This window comes from Arthrobacter sp. ISL-95 (assembly GCF_018613695.1).
Taxonomy (GTDB): domain Bacteria; phylum Actinomycetota; class Actinomycetes; order Actinomycetales; family Micrococcaceae; genus Arthrobacter.
This window is the reverse complement of record NZ_JAGGPR010000017.1, coordinates 107,309-129,005: the sequence shown is the minus strand read 5'-3', so window position 1 is coordinate 129,005 and position 21,697 is coordinate 107,309. Positions and strand designations below refer to the sequence as shown.

The window sequence follows — 21,697 nt, the reverse complement described above, 5'->3', positions numbered from 1 at the left end:
GGGAGCAGTCAGAGCGCCTGGTGTCACGGGTCCTTCCATAATCAGACAGGCGGAGCAACTCCGCCTTCTGTCGGGAATGAAGAGAGATGACCGAACGCGAGAGGCCACAATGCCACCATTCCTGGCCCGTTGCGGCCATTCAAACGGGACCTCGGACCACACTCCTTCCGGAACCATTAGCTAGCCACATGGGATTTCCTGGTGTTGACATTGATGAATAAACCCACCCACCGCGCGAGCAGTTCACGTCAGGTAAATGACAAGCTGGACATGCTTGAGCATGACGGCCGGGTGAGGGTCTTGCTGGTCGATTTCCTTTGCATCACGTGGGCTGTTGCGATCGCCGAACTCCTTCGCTTCGGTTTGGAGCGCCCCTCATTGGGCATAGGGTCCGTACAGACGCCATACCCTCTGGTGAGTGTGGTGCTCGACGTCCTATGGTTGATTACCTTGGGTGCGTTAGGGACCCGTGAGCCGCGAATCCAAGGCTTTGGCACTGAGGAGTACCGGCGGGTGGCCACGGCTTCATTGTGGCTTTTCGGGGCGATAGCCATCTTCTCTTATGTGTTCCAGCTCGACACCGCCAGAGGCTACGTTGCGGTGGCCTTACCGTTGGGGATCGTCAGCCTGCTTATCGGCCGTTGGGCTTTAAGGAAAGACCTGATCCTCCGGAGGAAGTCCGGTCAGCATCTGCGTCGTGTTCTTGTCATTGGAGGGGCACCGAGCGCCGCCCACCTTGCCCGGCAACTCCATGCTCATCCAGCGGCGGGCTACCAGCCGGTGGCGGCTTACCTGACCACCCCCGATGCTACTGAGCCTTGGACGACAGGCCTTGAGTTGCCTGTCATTGGCAGGGGCAAGGATTTGGAAGGAATATTGGCAGCGGTGGAGGCCGCTGCGGCGGACTCCGTGGCCATATCCGGCGCGGACGTTGACCCGCCTACGTTGCGGCAACTGGGGTGGACTCTGACTGCCCGCGACATCGGCATGTTTATGGCTCCTGCATTGACCGATGTTGCAGGGCCGCGTATTCATATGCAGCCGCTATCGGGCTTGCCACTGATCCACGTGACCACGCCGAATCTGGAGGGCCTGAAAGCCGTAGCCAAACGCGGTTTCGATATCTCTGCTTCATTGGTCTTACTCATGATCCTGGCTGTCCCCATGTGCTTGGTCGCCTTTTTGGTTAAGCTCGACAGTTCTGGCCCGGCAATGTTCCGCCAGACCCGCATCGGTCGTTCCGGTGAAGTGTTCAGCATGCTGAAATTTCGATCCATGGTCACCGATGCCGAGCAACAATTGTCCTTGCTCACCGAATTTAACGAGGGCAATGGCGTCCTCTTCAAGTTGAAGGATGATCCTCGCGTGACCAAGGTGGGCCGATTCATCCGGCGGTACTCAATTGACGAGCTTCCCCAACTCTTTAATGTCCTCATGGGCGACATGAGTTTGGTGGGTCCCCGGCCGCCACTTCCAGTTGAAGTGGAAAGCTACGACGACTTTGCCCACCGACGCCTTTTGGTCAAACCTGGCCTAACCGGTCCATGGCAGGTTAGCGGACGCAGCGACCTGTCTTGGGATGATTCAATCCGCTTGGACCTCTATTACGTGGAGAATTGGTCAATGTTCCAAGACATGATCTATCTCCTGCGAACCGTTAGAGCCGTCTTTGCCAAAGACGGCGCTTACTAAGAAGTCGACTCTTCGCCGAGGGGAGAGCGGCATTTTCGGGTTTTGACGGATCACCGGTGGACGACACCGGGATTCTCCCCGACACCCTGTGCCTCAACGGGCTACCGAGCCTCTGAACCGGGGACACCACTACGCCGTGCCGTGGTCCTGCGGGCGGAAGAGGCCCGCGGGCGGAAAAACCCAAGTTCAGCGACCCGGAATTGAGCCCGGTTGTCATAGTGTGCTGCGTATGACGCAGGAATCGCTTGAGGGCTAAACAGGAGCTGACGGCAGAAAGCCGAGCGCTCCCCGTAGAGGCTGTCCGCCGCAGGAACCGGCAACGGCCGGATCAAACGCTAGGTACAGCTTGAGGGGATAGCTCGGCTGGAGAGCAACTCACTGTCTGCCGACAAGCTCGGGGCTAGCTGGGAGGGGCCGAACGCCGGCCTCTGGATCCGTCCCGGGGAGCACGCCACCGGTTGAGGGGATCCGGAGCTGTTGAGCTCTCAAGGCGCCCATGAAAGGAATTTCCCGGGGCAGCCTCAAGAGCCCCGTCCGGAGCTGACGTTGCGTTGCTGGCGGGCATCAGGGGAGTGTGGCCCTGGGGGTCTTCGGCGCTCCCATATGCGCCGTAGTAGCCGTAGTTGAGATCTCCGGGTCCCCTGGTGGCTACGCAGTTAAGAATGACACCCAGGACGCGCCCGCGAACACGCGTGAGGTTGCCGAGCGCGCGGTACAGGGTGTCGCGGGTCGTTTTGCGCGCCCTTGCAACCACCAGGGTGCCGTCGGCGACGCGGGAAAGCACAGCTGCGTCCGTAACCGGGAGCAGCGGTGGCGCGTCGATGAGGACGATGGCTCTCTGCGAAAGATCCTTGAGCAGGTGTTCCATGGCCCGCGAACCAAGGAGCTCGGAAGGATTTGGGGGTATGCGGCCCGCAGTGAGGATCCGGAGGTGGGAATTCGGACCCCACTCCTGAAGTACGTCATCGATGGACGCCCGGCCTGAGAGGATGTCCGTCACACCAACATCCGGCAAGACACCGAAAACCTGATGAACTGTGGGACGGCGAAGGTCCGCATCCACAACAATGACGTCTCTGCCCGCAGCGGCGATGGTCGCGGCCAGGTTGCTGGTCACTGTGCTCTTGCCTTCGGAGGGCAAGGAACTGGTAATAAGCAGGATTCGTGGAGGGTTGTCCACATCGATGAAGTCCAGATTGGTGCGTAGTTCCCTCAAGGCCTCAGCCATGGCATGACCGCCGGGAACCCGATGAGTTCCCGCAGTACTTTCAAGTACGCTCGATTTTTCGCTGAGTCGTTTGTCCAGTGGCAAAGTTCCGACGACCGCCAGGCCGAATAGTCGTTCAATCTCGCTGGCACCGCGAATCCGTCGGTCCAGGTGGTTTCGGGTGAGGGCGTAACCAAGACCGATGAGCAATCCCGCGGCCAGTCCAATGCCCATGGTCGCCGCCAGCAGCGGAGAAACGGGCGCTGATGGCAGGCTCGCCTTGGCCAACGGAACGATCTTGGTGACCGGTTCTGTCCCGGGGCTCGCATTTCCCTTGTCCAGGTCATAGACCTGCGCGGCCAGGGCGGTGACCCATGCATCAGCCACATTCTGGGCGATCTGGGGATCAGATGACCGTGCGGTGATCCGGATCTCCACCGAATCGAGGGGAACACTTACGCTGATTGATCGGGTGATGTCCGGCGCCGATTCCTTCAATCCCAATGACTTGATGACGCTTTCAGCTACCAGGATGGACTCACCCACCGACTGATAGCCCTTGGCTTTGGACTTGGCGAGGCTGTCTCCCGCGAGGGACATGCCGAGGTTTTCGGCCCCGGCCGTCACCACTATGCCGCTTGATTCAGCGGAGTAGACCTTGGGCTGAAGGGCGTACCAACCCAAGGATCCTCCCACCATGAACATTGTGATGAGAAGGATCCCGAGCCAATGTGAGCGGACTACGGAAAGGAGGTCATTTCCTGACATCCCTTGAGGTTTATCGTCCTGCAGCAATTGTGTGGTCCTCTCCATGCATGCCAGGGTGCGTACTATTCCAAGACTTGTAGTGTCAGTCTCGGTACTGCCACGGAGCACTGAGAACTGCGAAAGCGGCGCGCCTCAGTACCTGATCCGCCGTCGTTATCCTGGGTCGTCGGTGCACACCGCGAATCGGAGCATGGCTAGCGGCTAGTCCGGCGGTCCTGCAGGAGGGCTGTCACAACTTTCAGCGAGGCCATGGAAGGACAGCCCGGCCAGGAAGTTACTGACTTGCTCCGCCACGGAAGGTTCATCCGGTCCCGAATAGGCGTTAGCCAGCTCTTTGAGAATGTCCGTTTCGGTACGTGTTCCATCAATGAGTTCCCAAATCGAGGCCGCCGACCCCTGTAGGACGAGGGGGAGGCCGCGTTCCAGATTCAGGACGACCAGGCGCTCTTCACCCAGGGCCGGGACTTCAGCCACGGCTTTCGCCCTGTGCCAGAAAGGATTCTCTTTAGTGCATCCGTGGCGTTGCTGAGATGATTCTGCGTAGTCGCCCGCCACTTTGTCAGTAGCTAGGGGGAGGCCCACCGGCCCCTTGACCATCTGTTCCATGGAGGAGCGCGGTTGCCTCACGGAGTAGCTGGTCAGGCTCTGATAAACGTCCTCAAGCTGACTGGTCACCGCGTACATGGAGAACCTTTCCCGGGCCAGTTCGACGGCGGCTGCGGCCGCCGAAGCTCTTAGCCCTGGTTCTTCGACAAAGCGGCGCATGGCTGCGGAAAGAGCCTCGACGCTTGAGTTTGCGACGATTCCAGCCCCGGACTCCGCAATGAACGGTGCGAGCCCGCAACTGTCGGTCACGATCACAGGGACGCCCACCGACATGGCTTCAAGGACGCTCATGGGAAATGGTTCGTCAACCGAGGGCAACACATACACGGATGCCCTTCGCATGCGGTCAAGAGTGCTGCCGGGCGTCAGCGGTCCTTCGATCGTGATCCAGTCCGAGGTTCCCGTGGCCTGAATCTGCCGACGCACCTTAGACTCTTCACCTTCATCCGGCCCCACAAAAGCCACCTCTATGTGCTTGTCACAAGTCGTGGCCAGCATGGCCGCCGCTTCGACAAGTACAGTGGGCCGTTTCCGTCTGTGCAGCCGGGCCAGGTAAAGAAATTCGAAGGACCTCTTCTCCTTATCCACGGCGACCCTTGTCCCCTGCGACATTGCCCATGGCGACGGCGGCCAGAGGCACTCCGTTGAACAGCCGTTCGAGAGTTCCGGGACTGTCACCCAGAAGTTCTCCCAGGGACGTCTGTTCCTCCGGCGTCAACCAAAAGCACCGTTGACTGGCGCGCAGCACACGAAGGGTTAGCAGTCTGTCCAGGATCTTAGCCAGTTTCTTCTCCGATTCGTCGATCATCCCGTGCGTTTGGACCACAAAGGGGGTGCCCCGGATCACGCACAGGAGGGCGGCCGGAAGCATCACCAAATCACGGGCAAGGTGCAGGTGGACGACATCGGCATCCTTGATCGCCCGCCACAGGGCCGGCAGCATTGCTGGAGCGCAAAGCCCGGCGAACCCGGTACCGGGGATGATCCGCTGGGCTTTGAAAAGCCGGGTTCGCACACTTGGACCGAAGTATGCTTCGTCCACGGCCCCGCGGGCGCCCGCGAATATCTGGACCTGATGTCCGCGATGTGAAAGTTCCATTGACTGGTTTTGTGCAACCCGGACGGGGCCGCCGTATGCCCCGTCCGGACTGACCAGGGTTACTACCTGCACAATTTTCATTGGATTCCTAGTGATTCCTGCCATGACCGGACTCCATCAGGGTGCGCTCGATCGCCGCATAATAGCGGTCCACCATGACGTTCTCTTTATGTCGGTCCGCATGGGCTACGGCGTCTTTTCGCCGCGCAGCAACGTCCTTCGGATTGCTGAGCAGCACCTTAAGATGACCGCTCAACGACGTCGAATCGAGTGGCGTGAAACCTATTGCTTGCTCGCCGGCTGCATCAGGCAGCCCGCCGTGATTCGCGTAAACCACCACGCACCCTGCGGCAGCCGCCTCCAGCGCCACGGTTCCGAAAGGCTCTGGCATCCGGCTCGGTATAACGACGATGGAATTCCGGTTCAGAATCCGGTTGGCCTCCTCCGGCCCTTGAGAGCCCAAAAATTTCACGACGTTGCCCAAACCGTTCTCCCGGGCGAGGGTTTCAAGGCGTACACGTTCGGTGCCATCACCCACGATTGTCAGTGTGAAGCCGTCTATTTCTCCTACGAGATCAGCTGCTGCCTGGATCAGAAGGTCAACGCCCTTGTCCTGGCTGAGACGGCCCAGGTACACGATTCCCAGAGGAGCGCGCCCCTCGTCGTCGAGGACGGAGAAGAATTCGTCCCGGTAACTGTTCGGGATGACTTCGACATCGCCGTCAACATGATTCGCCAGAACCTTGCTATTGGCTACAAGCACATCCGCCCGCCCGATGATCCGGTATTTGGCGGCATACTTCAGCCGCTGAAGGCGGGACAGTTTCTGCCCGGGCATGGTCACCCACATTCTGAGGGTGACCATCCAAGGCTTGCGGATCAGCGCCAGAGGCCACCAAAGCGAGATAGCCGGGTTGTTATGGAATACGACGTCGGCTCTGTTCACCAGCGCTAACAGGCGCCATGGGGACGGCCGCCTGATGACGTCGTAAGGGAAAACCCGCGTCTGGTGGGCCTCTGGTGTGTTGGTGATGACTGTTACTTCAGCACCATGCCGCATGAATCCACGCGCAAGAATGTCGGAAGTAATTTCCACTCCTCCGACACTCGGGTGGAAAACGTGCGCTACCAAAGCGATTCGTAGCGGCCGTTGTTTGGCCTTGAGCTCAATGGCCACGAACACCACTCCCAATATCTTGGAGAAATTGCGCAGTTCCTTCACGAAAAGGCCCCCACCCCGAGGCTCTGGCGATCTCCAACGCTTTGGCGCTCCGCTCTTCAACCAGTCCGGGATCGTCCAGGAAGCGGTGCAGTTCGGCAACGATTTGCTCAGACGCAAAGCGTTCCACTATGGCTCCCGCACCTTGGGCCACAAGGTCCTCTACTCCGCTTCCGGCCGTGACCACCGCGGGCAGGCCCTGGCTCAGTCCTTCCAGGGCTGCGAGGGAACGGCCTTCAACAAGGCTCGGTAGCAACAGCACGTGGTGCTTGCGCATTTCCTGGAGAATTTGGTTCCTGGGCATCGTCCCGCGGTAATTCACCGTTCCGAACATGTCCTCGAGGGCAGGAAAAGTCTCACCAGGCAGTTGGCCAATGGCAGTAACGCGCACGGCCGGAGAGAGGGCCTTGGCCGCGGACACCACGTCCGCGATCCCTTTCATGCCCACGATCCGGCCCACGAACAACACCTTCAGCGGCCCATTCCCGTCCCAGCTCAGCGGGGTCTGCCCGGGTTGAACGTCAGGACAGCCGTAGGGTATCTCCATGATGTGGCTGTCCACCCCGGCCGCCCGCAGGCTTTTGGTAACTTGGGTCGACGGTGAGATCAGCCGGGTTGCCAACGAAAGCTCGAGGTCTTCCATGGCATGAACCTTGGTTTGTGATAAATCCTGACGTGCCGTGATCGCCCATCCCGGTGCGAAGTTTTCGAGCTTTCCGGCCCAGCTCCTGGTGGTTGCCCAGTGAACGTGGGGAACCTCCAGGATGGTTTCCATCTCGCGTTTCCTGGCCGCCGTGAACACCCTTGAAGCGAAGGTTGAGTACCCGTAGACGGCGGTGGGCGGATTCAATCCATCGAGGGCCTTGATCGCCTTGGTCTGCACCTGTTCCGCGACCCAGTGCGCGGAAAGGGGACCTGATGCTGAGCCAAGCCGCCTTATAGCTGCGGGCTGTGCACGCAGGAGAAGATTGCGGACAAGTTCACTCGCCGGAGTGACGTGCAGCTGATGGTCTCCGATCATGGGAAACAGCCGGCGTTCAACCAGTGACCTCGCGGGCCGGAGCCAGGACAATGCCTCCGAATCTGTCCATCCGATCGCGGTGACAAAAGAAGACAGTTGGTGGTGTTCGCTCAGCGCGGTCAGGGTTTGACGGACGTTCTCGTTCCCGAACGGATGTACAAGCATCGTTTCCATGGAACCCACGGTTGAATTTGGCATGGGAACCGTCATGGCTTGTTGGTGATGTCGTTGGTGATGTTGGCGATGTCGTCGGGACCAAAGACCGCAGCCAATTGGGTGTCGTTCTTGCCTTCGCTCACGTTCTCGTTGTGCAGGGCATGCTCCTGTGATCTGGGGTATATGGTGAGGTGTTGTCCGGCAGCGTCAACTACCCGGCGCCGATAACCGTGGCGGATCGCCAGAGCATTCAGCCAGATGTCGTCCGCACGGGGTGCCAGCTCAAGGAACAAAGTCCCCGCTTCCCGGATCACTGACTGAAACCGGGGAGGTAAGAGCACCCCTGCTCCTCCAGTGAAAAAATTGGCGTGGCTGGTTGAACCTGTGGGAGCCGGTGCCCATGAGTTGTAATTTGCCAGAGTGCTCCGCGTGGCATCGGTTCTCATGCGGTGTGCTCGATAAGCGGGTATCTCATGGAGTTCTCCGGACGTGCGAAGAAGAACCTCGAGCCAACGCCGCGGGTACATCAGGTCATCGTCAGCCAGTGCGAGGTTCACATGATCTTGGGCGAACTCACGACAATAGGGAAAGTACTTTTTGTGAGGTCCAAAGTCCTCGCACCGAAGGATCTCCAATCCTCGACGCTGAAGACGCTGGAGCATGGGATACGTGGCTACCTCAAAATCCGGCTCATCAACCCAAAGGATCATCCGTGCCGGGCGCATTGACCCCGCTGCGATGGATTCCAAAGCATGGGCAACGATTCCCAACCGGCGCCCATAGGAAGTCATGCTCACCACGGCGTCCCCTGACCCCGTCACCTTCCGCTGGCTAAGGCGGTTGCGTATCCTGAGGCTACTGATGAGTCCCGCCTTGTACGCAAGCCGGGGAACTCTCGGCAGTGAGCTGTCCAGGGCAAGTTGAGGCCCCGGATTAACTGGAAACGGCATGTACGTTCTTCTTTCCTGTCAGTTTTAGAATCGTGTTGCGGACGAGCTGAAAATCCACACGTCTGAGCCCGTAGAAGTCACGCATTGCCATCCCAAAATGCACCCGAAGCCACACGATGTTCATGGTGCCGGCGACGATACTTCCGGCCAGTGTGGCCAAAGCGGCCCCCATCGCCCCCAAGGCGGATACTGTCGCCAAAAGGATGGCGGTGTTGAGTAGGGCTCCAAGGACCATGCCGATACTTCGTAACCCGGGCCGGCCACGTGCGCTGAGGCCGGCGCCGGCTACGGAGCCTGGGGTCCCCAGGGCCACACCCGCAAGAATTACCCAGCAAACGGGGACGGCGGCGCTAAACGCCGCACCAAAAAACAAGGGAATGGCCCACGGAAGAACCACGCCGATTCCGATGCCCGCCAGTACTGTGGCCGCTGCGGTCAAGCGTGCGGTCTGCTGCAGACGCTCCCGGTCCTTGGCCTGGTGAGAGCTTTCCGCGTCCGAGGAGAAGGCGACGTTGCGCACGGCTCCTGAAAGCAATGCAGGGATCTCACCCAGGCTGACAGCCACTGAATAAAGTCCGAGCTGAGCGGCGTTCCCAAAGGGGACCATCAGAAGCTGGTCGAGGCGTAGAAGGACAACCCCCGCCAAGGAGCCAACCCACAAACGACTTCCATAGTTGAACAGCCGCACTCTTGCGGCGGTAGCATTTCTCCAGCCCCGTCGATATGCGACCAGGTACGGCAGAGTCAGAAACCCCTTCAGGAGGGGAAGGCCGAGCATCACTATCGTCGCTGCCAACGGGGTCAAAATATTCGCCATAGCCAGAACGGACAACACAAGAAGACGCAGTGCCGATAGGCCCAGATCAATCCTGGCTGAGAGCTTCCATGCGTGGTTTCCAGCTAAGACGCTGTTCGGCACTGACGCCCAGAAAGTGGGGATGGTCAGGACCGCGGTAACAAAAATGAGCTGCTCGATTTCCGCGTTGCCATCGGAGAGGAGTGATGCGCTCACTGCCACAAGGGCCGCTGCTGCCGTCCCCAAAAGTGTGAGAATCCAGAAGGCTCGTCTGACCGCTCTTCTGGCCCCTCGCGCCTGCTTGGCAACATAAAATGTGAGCGCCTCCGGGATGCCAAGTGCTCCTACTGCCACAGCGAACAGCATGGGAGCCATACCGGCAGCGAGCTCTCCCCGGCCCATAACTCCAAGGGACTGTGCCAGGATCGGAGCCGTAGCTAGGGACATCAGAGGGGTGATTGCCGAGCCGGCTACGGCGTAGAAAATACGGCTTCCGTGGTTCTTCTCCTGAGCCGTGTCAGTGTTCTTCCTGCGGAGCATTTGGGCGCTCATGAAGCGAGTACCTGCCCTGCAGGAATCACCGGTGAACGGTCCGGAACCGGGAGCCGACTGGACGGGATCCGATGGGGCTGCTCCGTTGTCCAGGGAGTGCGGGTGGAGCGGTAGCTCGCCATAGCGAGCACAAACCAGAAGAGATGGATGTCGATCGAGTTGCCGCCGATGGAGCTGTAGCCGTTGATCGCCACGACGATCAAAGCCGTGGCTGCGACGCCCGGCCAGCTTTCCCGGTCCTTGATGTCGATCTGCCCTAAGAGGAGGCACATCATGAAGATGAAGAACGCTACAACAGCGAGAATTCCGAACATGAGAGCCATCATGAAGTAGCCGTTTTCAAGGCTGGAGCCCAAGGTGCCCACGCCTTTGAGATCACGTTGGCCCGGATAACCGCCGGTGAGAAAAGCCGCTGTATGTTCCCAAAACCAGTCGAAAGCGGCCACTCTGAGGGCGGCGGAGCCATTGTCATCTTCGAACTTCCGCAAGAGCTTCTCTCCCGCCACACCTTGGATGCTGACCACAAGGGCAACGAGTACAACTGCGGCGAAGAGAATGCTTCGAAGGACTTTCCGTCCTCCGATGATTACGAGGAAGATAAACCCGACCACTGTGAGGATAAGGCCCATGCGGCCGTAGGCAAGGGGCACAGTCACGAGGAGGACGGCCGCCAATGCGAAGCGCAGCAGCATCGACTTAATCAGGGCAAGAAGAGGCATAACGGCAGCAAAAAAGACGCCGACTTGGATACCGTGCCCAAAGGTTCCAATTGCGGCACCCAGCTCGGAAACCGTGCCCGTGAGCCAAATCCTGGAGAAGTCGCTTTCCCAAACTATTGGCTTACCAGTAGCCACTTGGATCTGTGACAGCACAGCTTCCATGAGTGCCAGGAGCGCAAACGTCACCAGGAAGGCTTTCCCGGCCCCTGGTATTGAGCGGATTGAATATCGCATAAACACGAAGACGTAATAAGGCGCCCACACGATGCCAACGACGAACATCGCAGTATCCAGCAATCCAGCGCTGCCCGGATTTCCGACGTCGGTCATCATAACTGCCGCGATTCCGCCGATGATTGCCTGGGGCCAAACGCCTGCGGAACGGATCACCCGTCCGAAGATGCTTGGAGCGAATGCCAGCTGAACGAGGATGAAGCACAGGAACAGGTATGTGGACGGATGCAGCCCGGGCATGATCTCGTTTTGAACCACGCCGGGAACCAGGATTCGCACCACAATGACGGCAGCCAAAACGATGTGCATCCGAGCTACGAAGACGACGCTTAAGACCAGACCGAGTCCTAACCAGACGATTAGCGTACTCAACGGGGCTCTCCGTCCGCCTTGCCCGTCCGCGCTGACCACGTGGTGCCCGTCGATGCCAACAGGCGCGTTCCGTCCGGTACGTCCTTCACTACCAAAGCGCCGGCTCCCACCAGGCAGGAAGTGCCGACCTTCACGCCGCGCAGCACTGTTGCCCGGGCACCTATCCAACTACCTTCACCAACCAGGATCGGAGCGTTATCGAACTCAAAGGTAGGGGAGTCGTATGAGTGGCTGCCGGTGCACAGGAACGCACCTTGTGAAATGCAGCAATCGGAACCTATGGTGACCGGCTCAAGGTTGAGGATCCAGGCATCGACGCCGATCCACACGTTGTCACCCAGTGTCAGCTTCCACGGCCAGTGGATTTTGACGCCGTGGCGGACTTTTACGCCTTGACCAACGGACGCACCAAAGCACCTGAGTATGCGCACGCGCACTGACGACGGGCACCACCACGTGCTGAAGACCAGATTTTGAACGGTGAACCAGGCCGCTTGCCAGAGTAGTCCACGGCCTTTGTTGTAGCCGGCGCCGGTGAACCCGGCCAGATCCATCCGGCTCATCCTCGGTGGTGTTCCAAGGCCTGGGCGGGGCCTGCGGTTGATGCTGAGCATGCCAGCGCCCTCGTCATGGTGTCCATTTGTCCTCGGCTTCTGTCATTCGGGTACTCCCCGATTGTTGTTCGGACGCACACCCCTTAGACCCGAAGCGCCTCACTTTCTCAGTGGTGGGATCAGCCGCATGGTGTCCGTAGGAGGACTGCCAATGGCGGGATCATGTGCCTCCACCACCCCGTCGCACCGCAGTTGCTCTCCAGGCTCTCCGTGGATGTTGACGGGTATTACGTATAGGCGCAGAGGTCACCTGCGTGTCAGGAAGTGCCGCTGCGGAGCTCCACGCAGAGATCTTCCGCAGCCCTACCTAAGGCGAGGCGGATCTCCACGGAGAAAGCGGAATTCCCGGAACGTTCAGGGAGCCCTCAAGTGGCACCCGGCAGAAACGATGGCCGGTTTCCACTGAGAAAGTGGCGCCTTTCGGCTCTAGGGGGCGTAAGCCGCCAACCACAATCGACTGGTATCCGAATGACAGAAGGCTGAGGACAAATGGACACCACGACGAGGGTGCCGGCATGTTCACCAACAATTACAGGCCATGCCCGTGCGCTGGAACACCAACCGGTGGCTCAAAACCCGGTTTTCCACACTGGACCGGAAATCCCGGTCGAGCCCCATCCCAGGGCCAGTGGAAAGGGCCGCCGTATCGCATTGTTTGCGGGCATCATCATGGGCCATGTAGTCACCCTGTTCGGGCCGTGGTTGCTTGGCCGATGGCCCTTGGCACCCCTGTGACGGTCAAACTCCGCATGAGCGGTGACGACTCATGAAAGCGCTGATCGTTGGCCTGAACTACGCCCCCGAACACAGCGGAAACGCCCCGTACACCAGCAAACTCGCTCAGGGACTGGCGCGGCGCGGGGTTTCTGTCAAAGTTCTGACCGGCTACCCCCACTATCCAGAATGGAAGATTGCGGACGGCTATACCGGCCTCTCCATGGAGGAGAATCTGTCCGGCGTTCCCGTCAAACGGCTAAGGTCCAGCGTTCCCAAGCGGCCCAACGGACTTGGCCGCCTCGTCATGGAAATGACTTTCGGGATCCGCACCATGCTTGAGCGCTGGGACCGCCCCGACGTGGTCCTGGTAGTCAGTCCCGCCCTTTTCTCTGCGGCGTTCGCCATTCTTCGGGCACGCATTTCTCGTGTCCCGGTTGGCATTTGGGTCCAAGACCTCTACAGCAAGGGAATAGCGGAAACGGGCGATGCCCATTCCCCGTTGGCCGCACTCATGACGCGTCTTGAATCGGCGATCTTTAACGCTGCGGATGGAGTAAGCGTGATTCACGAACGTTTTCGCGACCACGTCATCAGGGACCTGGGTGTACCTGCACACCGTGTCCGGGTGATTCGAAACTGGACTCACGTTCAACACCACCATTCTTTTGACAGATCGGCCGCCCGCAAACGTCTCGGCTGGGCGGCAACTGACTTCGTAGCACTTCATGCGGGCAACATGGGCGTCAAGCAGGGGTTGGAGAACCTGGTTGATACAGCGCGCCTCGCAGGGCGTAGCGGAAGCGATGTTCGTTTCGTCTTGCTGGGCAACGGTAACCAGCGGCGCACCCTCGAATCCAGAGGTGTGGGTATCGACAGGTTGCAGTTCCTGGAGCCGCTTCCGGACCGCGACTACTCGGAGGCGCTCCGATCGGCCGATGTGCTGCTCGTCAATGAGCGTCCGGGTGTCAGGGAGATGTCGGTGCCGAGCAAGCTGACAAGTTACTTCGTGACCGGTCTTCCGATTATTGCCGCCACGGAGGCAGGCAGCGCAACAGCACATGAGTTGTCGGCAGCTGGGGCGGGCATCCGGGCTGAGTCCGGATCGCCGCTGGACCTGGCGGCCGCCATCGAGCGCCTTCGCACGGATCCTGACTCTGCCAAGGACTTCGGAGCTGCCGGCCGACTGTACAGCGACAGGATTCTTACCGAAGAGGTGGCCGTACACAGCTACCTCGAGTGGTTGAGCGATCTGGCATCGCGAAAGCGACCCCGCTGACACGGGATACCCCCATTTATCTGTACGAAGAGATATCTGTACGAAGAGAAGGAAATAACTTTGGCCAAGAAGGCGCTCATCACTGGAATCACGGGGCAGGACGGCTCGTATCTTGCCGAACTCTTGCTCTCCAAGGGCTATGAGGTGCACGGCTTGATACGCCGCTCCTCAACCTTTAATACCTCCCGCATTGACCACCTCTACGTGGACCCGCATAACAGCAAGGCACGCCTCTTCCTCCACTATGGTGACCTTTCCGACGGCGCCCGGCTGGTGACGCTGCTGGCGGATATCCGTCCCGATGAGGTCTATAACCTTGGGGCCCAGTCCCATGTCCGGGTTTCCTTCGACGAACCGGAGCACACGGGCAACACGACGGGGATTGGTACAACCCGGCTTCTGGAAGCCGTACGCATGGCTGGAATCGAAACCCGCTTCTACCAGGCATCCTCGTCAGAGATGTTCGGCGCTACCCCGCCACCGCAAGATGAGGCCACGCCTTTCTATCCCCGTTCTCCCTACGGCGCGGCCAAGGTTTATAGCTACTGGATGACCAAGAACTATCGGGAGGCCTACGGCATGTTCGCCGTTAACGGCATCCTCTTCAACCACGAGTCACCCCGCCGTGGTGAGACGTTCGTGACCCGTAAAATCACACGTGCTGTCGCTGCCATCAAGGCAGGTAAACAGTCCGAGTTGTACATGGGAAACCTGCAGGCTGTTCGCGACTGGGGTTACGCTGCGGAGTACGTCGAGGGCATGTGGCGCATGCTTCAGGTGGATGAACCTGATGACTATGTTCTGGCGACCAACGTGGGCTATACCGTCAAGGACTTTCTTGAAAATGCGTTTGAACATGCTGGTTTGAACTGGCAAAACTACGTCCGCTTTGACGAACGTTACCTTCGTCCTACAGAAGTTGAAGCGCTCATTGGCGACTACTCGAAAGCCAAGGAAAAGCTGGACTGGGAACCAACCGTCAGAACACCTGAACTGGCCCGCCTCATGGTGGACGCCGACATAACGGCTTTGCAGCACGGAGGAAACCCGTGGATCGATGCCGTAAATCTGGCAACCTGGAAGGCTCTCGCCCGATGACGGGCTTCACTCCCGAGCGGCTTGATCGATCGTCCCCTTTCTATGTTGCAGGGCATGGGGGCTTGGTGGGATCTGCCCTCTGGCGGAAACTCTCGGCGGAGGGTTTCACGAACACTATCGGGCGGACGTCCAAGGAACTGGACCTCAAGGATCGTGCCGCTGTATTCGCTTTCTTCGAAAAGGAGAGGCCCCGGTACGTCGCTCTGGCCGCTGCCAAGGTTGGTGGCATTCTTGCGAACAAGACGTACCCGGTCGATTTCCTCAGCGAGAATATCCGGATCCAGGTGAATGTGATGGATGCAGCCCTGGAACACGGGGTGGAACGACTGCTGTTCTTGGGTTCATCCTGCATCTACCCCAAGCTGGCACCCCAGCCCCTCAAAGAGGAGTACCTTCTGACAGGCCCGTTGGAGGAAACCAACGACGCTTACGCAATAGCCAAAATCTCGGGAATCATGCAGGTCCAGGCCGTCCGGCAGCAGTACGGCTTACCGTGGATTTCAGCTATGCCCACCAACCTGTATGGCCCCGGAGACAACTTTTCAGCCCAAGGTTCCCATGTCTTGCCGGCCCTGATCCGTCGCTTGGACGACGCCCGGGTTCGGGAACTTGAGTCGGTTACCAATTGGGGAACAGGCGCACCCCGTCGCGAATTTCTTCACGTGGACGATTTGGCCGATGCCTGCTTGCACCTGCTGGAAAACTACGATGGCCCGCAACATGTCAATGTTGGCGTGGGGGCGGACATGACCATTAAGGAGCTCGCCGGTCTGGTTGCCACCACTGTCGGCTTCGAGGGCGCACTCGAGTGGGACGCTACAAAACCCGACGGAACACCCCGCAAGCTGATGGATGTTGGAAAGCTGGAGTCGCTCGGATGGACCGCGCGCATCTCCTTGAAGGACGGGATAGAGTCCACATACGCCTGGTTCCAAGCGCACCGCAACGGACTCAGGGACTAGCTTGTGGCGCGGCTTCAACTTCTGCTGGCGGTCATGAGGCCGCCGGCCCCGGTAACACCACCGGGCGAAATTCTCAGGATCAACGAGTCGGTCCTGCTCTCTGCTGCGTTGGTTTCCCATGTCGCCGTGGAGTGCAACATCCGAATGCTGCTCATCAAGGGCCCAGCGGCGACCCTCATCGGTGCCCGTCCCGTGAGAGCATCTCTGGACCTCGACATCCTCCTTGAGCGCTCCGACGTCGAGGTTCTGCTGAATGCACTTAGGCGAAGGGGATGGGAGGCCAGAATCCGTGAAGTCTCCGAAGCGTTCCCTGATCACTCCACGACTCTCATCAACCCGGGGTGGCCCTCCGATATTGATGTTCATTGGAGGTTTCCGGGGTTCTACGAAGATGAGTCTGAGGTTTTCGAGCGTCTTTGGGCTGACAGGCAGAGCATCGAGCTAGGCGGCCGACAGGTGTGGACGCTCTCGCACAATGACGCCCTCCTGGTTACCCTCCTGCATGCATTGCGAAGTCCAGCACAGGGTGTCCTCCACGACGACGTTTCATTCTGCCTCCGGGAGATAACGGCATCCCCGCAGAGGCACTATGACAGGGCCTTGGAACTCGGGGCCATGGGCCCCTTGGGGCCGTTGTTTGCGACGATGCCGGAGACTCGGGCCTTTGATGTCGGTGAGCCGCCCTTTGATTGGGTTCTTCGGACGACGGCACAACGGTCCGCCACGCTCCGTCTCTTCCACCTCATGGAGATCCCATGGTCCAGGAAGCCGGCAGCGCTGTGGCAAGCACTGGTCCCCTCCCGGGAATCCATCAGCTGGAATGACCTGGAACTTCGCAACATGAATCAGTGGCAACAAACTTCTTTCCGGCTCCGCAGACTGCGGCGGAGTTTGAGTGAAGGTCTCCAAACCCTGAACGAAGTACGCGAAATCCGTGCCCGCATCAGGAAATAGACGGACACCACCGCTCTTTGGCGGCCCCACACTTTTGATCATTGTTGTCACTCCGAAAAGCGAGAACTCATGCGTATAACCGTCATAGGCACCGGCTATTTAGGTGCTACCCACGCCGCCTGCATGGCCGAACTCGGCTTTGAGGTGCTTGGACTCGATATCGACCCCACCCGGGTCGCGTCCCTTTCAGAGGGGCTATTGCCGTTCCACGAGCCCGGCCTTCCCGAACTTCTTGGAAAGCATGTGAAGAGCGGACGCCTTCGCTTTACCACGTCCTACCAGGAAGTGGGAGCCTGGGGAGATGTGCACTTCATTGGTGTGGGAACTCCCCAGCGCGCCGGCGATGGTGGTGCCGATATGTCATTCGTGGATGCTTCCACCGTTGCCCTGGCCCAAAGCATCACCAAGGATGCCCTTATTGTGGGGAAGTCCACCGTCCCGGTGGGTACCACGAGGCGTTTGAAAACCCTTGTGCAGGACAACAAACGCCCCGGCGTCACAGTGAACGTTGCTTGGAACCCTGAATTCCTCCGGGAGGGCTTCGCCGTAGTGGACACCCTGACCCCTGACCGGCTGGTTATTGGTGTGGAATCGCGGGAGGACGAGGCAGTCCTGCGAAAGGTGTACGCAACAGCCCTCGCTGGCGGCGTGCCCCTGATCAGCACCGACTTTGAAACCGCAGAACTGGTGAAGGTTGCAGCAAATGCTTTCCTGGCGACAAAGATTTCCTTCATCAATGCCTTCTCCGAAGTAACCGAGGTCATTGGGGGAGACATCCGCACGTTGGCGGACGCCATAGGCATCGACACCCGGATTGGGCGGCGCTTCCTGAACGCAGGCATCGGGTTCGGTGGCGGGTGCTTGCCCAAGGACATCCGGGCCCTTCAGGCGCGCGCGGCCGAGCTCGGCGTGGATCGCAGCATGCGATTTCTCGATGAAATGGATGGGATCAATCTGAGGCGACGGGAGCGCGCTGTTGATTTGGCCCGCACGATGCTCGGATCCCTTTCGCAAAGCAGGATCGCCGTTCTTGGCGTCGCGTTCAAGCCCAACAGTGACGACGTCCGTGACTCACCGGCCCTGGACATCGCCAACAGGCTGTCTGACGAAGGCGCGCAGGTATGGATCTACGACCCGGCAGGCAACTCCAACGCTTCCCGGCGATCGCCTCAACATCACTACGTTTCCTCAACGGAGGATGCCGTCAAGAACGCCGACCTTGTCCTCCTTCTGACCGAGTGGGACGAGTTTAAAGCCCTGACGCCGGAGGGTCTTTCCGTGCAAACAGGAACGCGGAAGATCATTGACGGCCGAAATATACTGCAGGCCCGGGTATGGGAAGACTCAGGTTGGTCTGTTGCTTCGCTCGGCCGACGCTACGTAACGACTCAGACGACTCACAGGCCTCCCAGTGAGCAACTGCAGATGAGTTCCGGCCCAGCCGTATAGGGGTACTAAGCCGATTGCTTCGAAGGTGCCGCCTGCCTCACGGTAGCGCGGTACCTTCGGCTCACTGCCGAGCGGCTGGCCTGCGGGGGGACTCCCAATTTTCGTCTGACCGACGCCAGTTGGTTTCGTAGAGTCGAGTCAGCAATACCCAGCCGTTTCGCCACTTCACTCCGAGGTAGTTCCTCGTCATTGAGGAAGTAGGCATTGGCCGCTACTTCCTCAGCAGCGGTCAGCGGGACGTAATTCCGGCCGGAAGCAGGATCAAACGGCAGGTGTGTTCCGTCGGCGGCAACGCTCTTGACCGCGGCCAGCAGCACGGGGAGTGTGGCGGTTTCAGGTACGTAGCCCCGTACGCCAAGATCCATCAAACGTAAGACGCGCGAGCTGTGCAGCACGCCGCCGTAGACAAGCACCCTGTAGCTTTCATGGACTAGGTCCACCACATCGACTTCAAGTTCCGGCAACGTCCCATCAACCACAGCTACTTTGCCTGAGGACACGGTATGCAATGAATTGGTGGCCCAATGAATCAGCGCAGTGAATTGCCGATGCATGCTGACAACTAGTATCTGGGGCAACTCTGTACTCCTGTTTTGTGGATCAAAGGTTCTCGCAAGAGCGCTATGAGGTGGCTTGGGAAGCCGCAATGGTTCCTGCTGCCAGCGACTTGGGCGCGTTTCGAATGAGATCTGCTAGTTGTTTTCGGGTGGTCGTATCGGTTTTTCGCAGAGCATTTGATATGTGGCTCTCCACAGTCCGGATGCTGATGCCGAACTGCTCTGCGATGTCCTGGTTGCTCTGTTGCCCGGCGACGAGGGCAACTTCAATCTCCCTTAGGGTCAAGGAAGAGCCGGGAGGTTCCGACCTGAAATCAAGCAACGTCCCCACCACACCGAAACGGGCGGCGAAATCCTTGGCCGCCCTTCTGATCTCGCTCGCAACAGCAGGCTCGCCGCTGAGCTGACACCTCTGCTCTGCCCCGCGAAGAAGCATGGACACCTGGAACGTGTCTCCGTCCAGCACGTAAGAGTCCAGCAAATGACGTAGCCGCGGAAGGTCCATCTCTATTGCGGCACCCGCCACGGTAAGGAGCTGCTGGTGCACAGTCATGGCGCGGTCCTCCAGGATTCTTTGGAGGAGACTACGGACACGAGGGCCCGGGAGGAGTCCCAGCGCGAAAAGCCCCGTATGCATGGCTTCGAAGACAAAACCGCGCGCCAAGGACTTTTCGATGATTCGGCTGGCGCGTTCGTCGAAAGCTTTGGCGCTCGCGGGTCGGCTGGCGGCGAGGTCGTGCAAACCCGTTCCAAAACCGGGGAGCGGGCCATTTTCCCTTCCGTTGGATTCGGGTGTTAATCCCAAGGAAGTGGCCGGAACTGCGTCCCTCAGTGAGGATAGGCGCAGCATGGCCACGTGCAACGACTCAACCAAAAAACCAGGTTTGCCCAAGGAAAAGGCCCGGCCCGCGAGATATTCGGCTTCATCAAACAAACCGTGATGAAGAAGGGAAAGGGCAGCTATGTAACTCTGGCTGACGAAGGCAACCTGATCGACATTCTGTAAAGCCTTCTCCCGAAATTCGAGCGCCATCACAAGGGCTGCTTCTTCCCGACCGTCAGAGAGCATTGCCATTCCGCGAATAAAAGATTCGACGGGTGGGAAACCGGGGTTGCCCTCAGCTGAGTCCATGATGCTCTGGGCCTTCCGGGGGTTGAGATGATAAAGCTCCAGCATTGCTTTGATGGTTGGGATAATGCCGCCCTGCGACCCTTGCTCTGGGATATCAGCAAAAAGATGATCCTGGTTGACGGGGACGCCGCCATGGGATGTGCGTAGAAATGCGATGATTGCTTCGGCTTCGCGCCGCAGGCCCGGTTCCTTGGAAGACAGAGCCTGCATTGTGGCTATTGCGCCGGGCAGGTTCTTCTCATGTGAGAGCTGCCAGCAAGCCAGGGACATGGTGAACAGGACGAGATCTCCTGGTTCACCTCCGTCAGAGTCGGTTTGACGCAGCACCTCGTGGATTCGATGAGGATTGGCAGGCGCCCCCCAATAGACCTTCAGGATCGCGACGGCATTGGACAGGCTGGGATCGCGTTTCCAGCTCTGGTAGCACGACTCTTCAAAGGCATCGCGGCGCTGCTGGAAGTACCGGGTAGCGGCGGCGTGGTTGCTTCCCATTTGCTTGCGAAGGACGGAAATCGAGGCCGACAACATGTCATCTGCATCTACCGGCGCGGGGTGGTGGCCGGGTTCTGCAACGACGTGATCAGTTACTGCGCTCCGGAGAATTCTCCGGGAGCTAAGGGTGTGGGCCCGAAGGTAGTCGTCCACTATCGGCGGAAAGACAGCAGCGAGGAGGGCTCCATCCGGGCCTTCAATAACCGAGATCAACCCGTTGTATTCAAGGTTATCCAGGTTGTCCTCACCGACAGCTGCGACCAGACGGTCTACGGGGCTGGGACCAAGAAGCGACATCTTGTTCAGTGCCCGGACTTCCTCGGGCCGCAAACCTTGGAACAGAGCTTCCACGGTTCCGTGGAGATGTTCGTTGATCAACGTGGTGCCGTTCATGCACCACCGGCCGTCCTTGAGGATCACTCGCCCGCTGAGGGCCGATGTCTGGATGATTCGAATCGCCAACCGCAAGTTGCCGCCGGATTTAGTCAGAACATTTGCTACCACATCCACTTCGGCCGGATGACCAAGCGTTTCCACGATGAGTTTGCTCATTTGTTCGTACTCCAGCGGCGCAAGGGAGACTGTCGCTTCGGGAATGCTCCCGAGGTAGCCGGAGGTTCTGGGCTGGAACGGTCGGTCGTTCATGGTTGTGATCAGCGGGACGTTGCTCCTTCTCCGCAAAACGTCCACTACCGCCAAGGACTCGCGGTCCAGGTTCTCGAGATCGTCGATCGCGATCAGATGTACCCCGGTCCTGGCCATCTGGACTGAGAGAAGATCTACGATGCCAAGAATTCCGACTGTTCTGGAACGAAGATCCAAACCCAGGGAAAGCACGCCGGCAAAAGGCACGGCGGCAAGTGCCGGCGCAGCGAACATGGTGTAGACCGTGGCGCCATCTTCTTCCAGCTTGGCAACGACGCCCTTGAGGAGACTGGTTCGGCCACTACCGGGTGCCCCGACGATTCTCACGCCTAGACCTTTGGCGACATAGTCCAGGACGCTCGTCATCTTCCGCTTATACAAATGCTGACCCCTTATGGAAGCGGCTGCTG

The 21,697-nt window shown here is 59.2% G+C and carries 17 protein-coding genes; 6 read left to right on the top strand and 11 right to left on the bottom strand.

Going from position 1 to position 21,697, the window contains the following annotated elements:
• Positions 1-213 precede the first annotated feature (213 nt).
• Positions 214-1,692 (top strand): sugar transferase, encoded by a 1,479-nt coding sequence (locus J7I86_RS20705; RefSeq protein ID WP_286180081.1) that lies wholly within the window; start codon positions 214-216, stop codon positions 1,690-1,692.
• A gap of 400 nt (positions 1,693-2,092) precedes the next feature.
• Here the strand turns inward: J7I86_RS20705 and J7I86_RS20700 are convergent, their stop codons facing one another.
• From J7I86_RS20700 to J7I86_RS20660, 9 genes are all read right to left on the bottom strand, one after another.
• On the bottom strand, positions 2,093-3,667 hold the full coding sequence (locus J7I86_RS20700; protein ID WP_214822741.1) for a polysaccharide biosynthesis tyrosine autokinase: 1,575 nt from the start codon (positions 3,665-3,667) through the stop codon (positions 2,093-2,095).
• A gap of 201 nt (positions 3,668-3,868) precedes the next feature.
• On the bottom strand, positions 3,869-4,861 hold the full coding sequence (locus tag J7I86_RS20695; RefSeq protein ID WP_214822740.1) for a PqqD family peptide modification chaperone: 993 nt from the start codon (positions 4,859-4,861) through the stop codon (positions 3,869-3,871).
• Positions 4,854-5,453 (bottom strand): glycosyltransferase, encoded by a 600-nt coding sequence (locus tag J7I86_RS20690; RefSeq protein ID WP_214822739.1) that lies wholly within the window; start codon positions 5,451-5,453, stop codon positions 4,854-4,856. The genes J7I86_RS20695 and J7I86_RS20690 overlap by 8 nt, the downstream gene beginning before the upstream one ends.
• Before the next feature lie 7 nt (positions 5,454-5,460).
• A complete protein-coding gene (locus J7I86_RS20685; RefSeq protein ID WP_214822738.1) occupies positions 5,461-6,594 on the bottom strand; it encodes a glycosyltransferase family 4 protein in 1,134 nt (377 codons plus the stop codon).
• On the bottom strand, positions 6,539-7,810 hold the full coding sequence (locus J7I86_RS20680; protein ID WP_214822737.1) for a glycosyltransferase family 4 protein: 1,272 nt from the start codon (positions 7,808-7,810) through the stop codon (positions 6,539-6,541). Before J7I86_RS20680 ends, J7I86_RS20685 begins: the two co-directional genes overlap by 56 nt.
• An 8-nt stretch (positions 7,811-7,818) precedes the next feature.
• Entirely contained in the window at positions 7,819-8,568 is a 750-nt protein-coding gene (locus J7I86_RS20675) for a hypothetical protein (RefSeq protein ID WP_214822736.1), read from the bottom strand.
• 133 nt (positions 8,569-8,701) lie between these two features.
• A complete protein-coding gene (locus J7I86_RS20670) occupies positions 8,702-10,066 on the bottom strand; it encodes a lipopolysaccharide biosynthesis protein (protein WP_214822735.1) in 1,365 nt (454 codons plus the stop codon).
• On the bottom strand, positions 10,063-11,391 hold the full coding sequence (locus tag J7I86_RS20665; protein WP_214822734.1) for a hypothetical protein: 1,329 nt from the start codon (positions 11,389-11,391) through the stop codon (positions 10,063-10,065). The genes J7I86_RS20670 and J7I86_RS20665 overlap by 4 nt, the downstream gene beginning before the upstream one ends.
• Entirely contained in the window at positions 11,388-11,954 is a 567-nt protein-coding gene (locus tag J7I86_RS20660) for a DapH/DapD/GlmU-related protein (RefSeq protein ID WP_214822733.1), read from the bottom strand. Before J7I86_RS20660 ends, J7I86_RS20665 begins: the two co-directional genes overlap by 4 nt.
• A gap of 817 nt (positions 11,955-12,771) precedes the next feature.
• Between J7I86_RS20660 and J7I86_RS20655 the strand changes: the two genes are divergently transcribed.
• The 5 genes from J7I86_RS20655 (at position 12,772) to J7I86_RS20635 (ending at position 18,461) form a co-directional block, all read left to right on the top strand.
• Complete coding sequence (locus J7I86_RS20655; RefSeq protein WP_214822732.1) at positions 12,772-13,998, top strand: glycosyltransferase family 4 protein; 1,227 nt, start codon at positions 12,772-12,774, stop codon at positions 13,996-13,998.
• 60 nt (positions 13,999-14,058) lie between these two features.
• Positions 14,059-15,096 carry a GDP-mannose 4,6-dehydratase gene (gmd, locus tag J7I86_RS20650; protein ID WP_214822731.1) on the top strand — a complete coding sequence of 346 codons (1,038 nt, stop codon included), beginning with the start codon at positions 14,059-14,061 and terminating at the stop codon, positions 15,094-15,096.
• Positions 15,093-16,058 (top strand): GDP-L-fucose synthase, encoded by a 966-nt coding sequence (locus J7I86_RS20645; protein WP_214822730.1) that lies wholly within the window; start codon positions 15,093-15,095, stop codon positions 16,056-16,058. Before gmd ends, J7I86_RS20645 begins: the two co-directional genes overlap by 4 nt.
• Positions 16,059-16,091: 33 nt before the next feature.
• Entirely contained in the window at positions 16,092-17,012 is a 921-nt protein-coding gene (locus tag J7I86_RS20640) for a nucleotidyltransferase family protein (protein WP_214822729.1), read from the top strand.
• A 69-nt stretch (positions 17,013-17,081) separates the two neighbouring features.
• A complete protein-coding gene (locus J7I86_RS20635; RefSeq protein ID WP_214822728.1) occupies positions 17,082-18,461 on the top strand; it encodes a UDP-glucose/GDP-mannose dehydrogenase family protein in 1,380 nt (459 codons plus the stop codon).
• A gap of 5 nt (positions 18,462-18,466) precedes the next feature.
• Here the strand turns inward: J7I86_RS20635 and J7I86_RS20630 are convergent, their stop codons facing one another.
• Both J7I86_RS20630 and J7I86_RS20625 read right to left on the bottom strand, forming a co-directional pair.
• On the bottom strand, positions 18,467-19,015 hold the full coding sequence (locus J7I86_RS20630) for a hypothetical protein (RefSeq protein WP_214822727.1): 549 nt from the start codon (positions 19,013-19,015) through the stop codon (positions 18,467-18,469).
• Between the two features lie 67 nt (positions 19,016-19,082).
• Entirely contained in the window at positions 19,083-21,653 is a 2,571-nt protein-coding gene (locus tag J7I86_RS20625) for a LuxR C-terminal-related transcriptional regulator (RefSeq protein WP_286180077.1), read from the bottom strand.
• Positions 21,654-21,697: the final 44 nt, after the last annotated feature.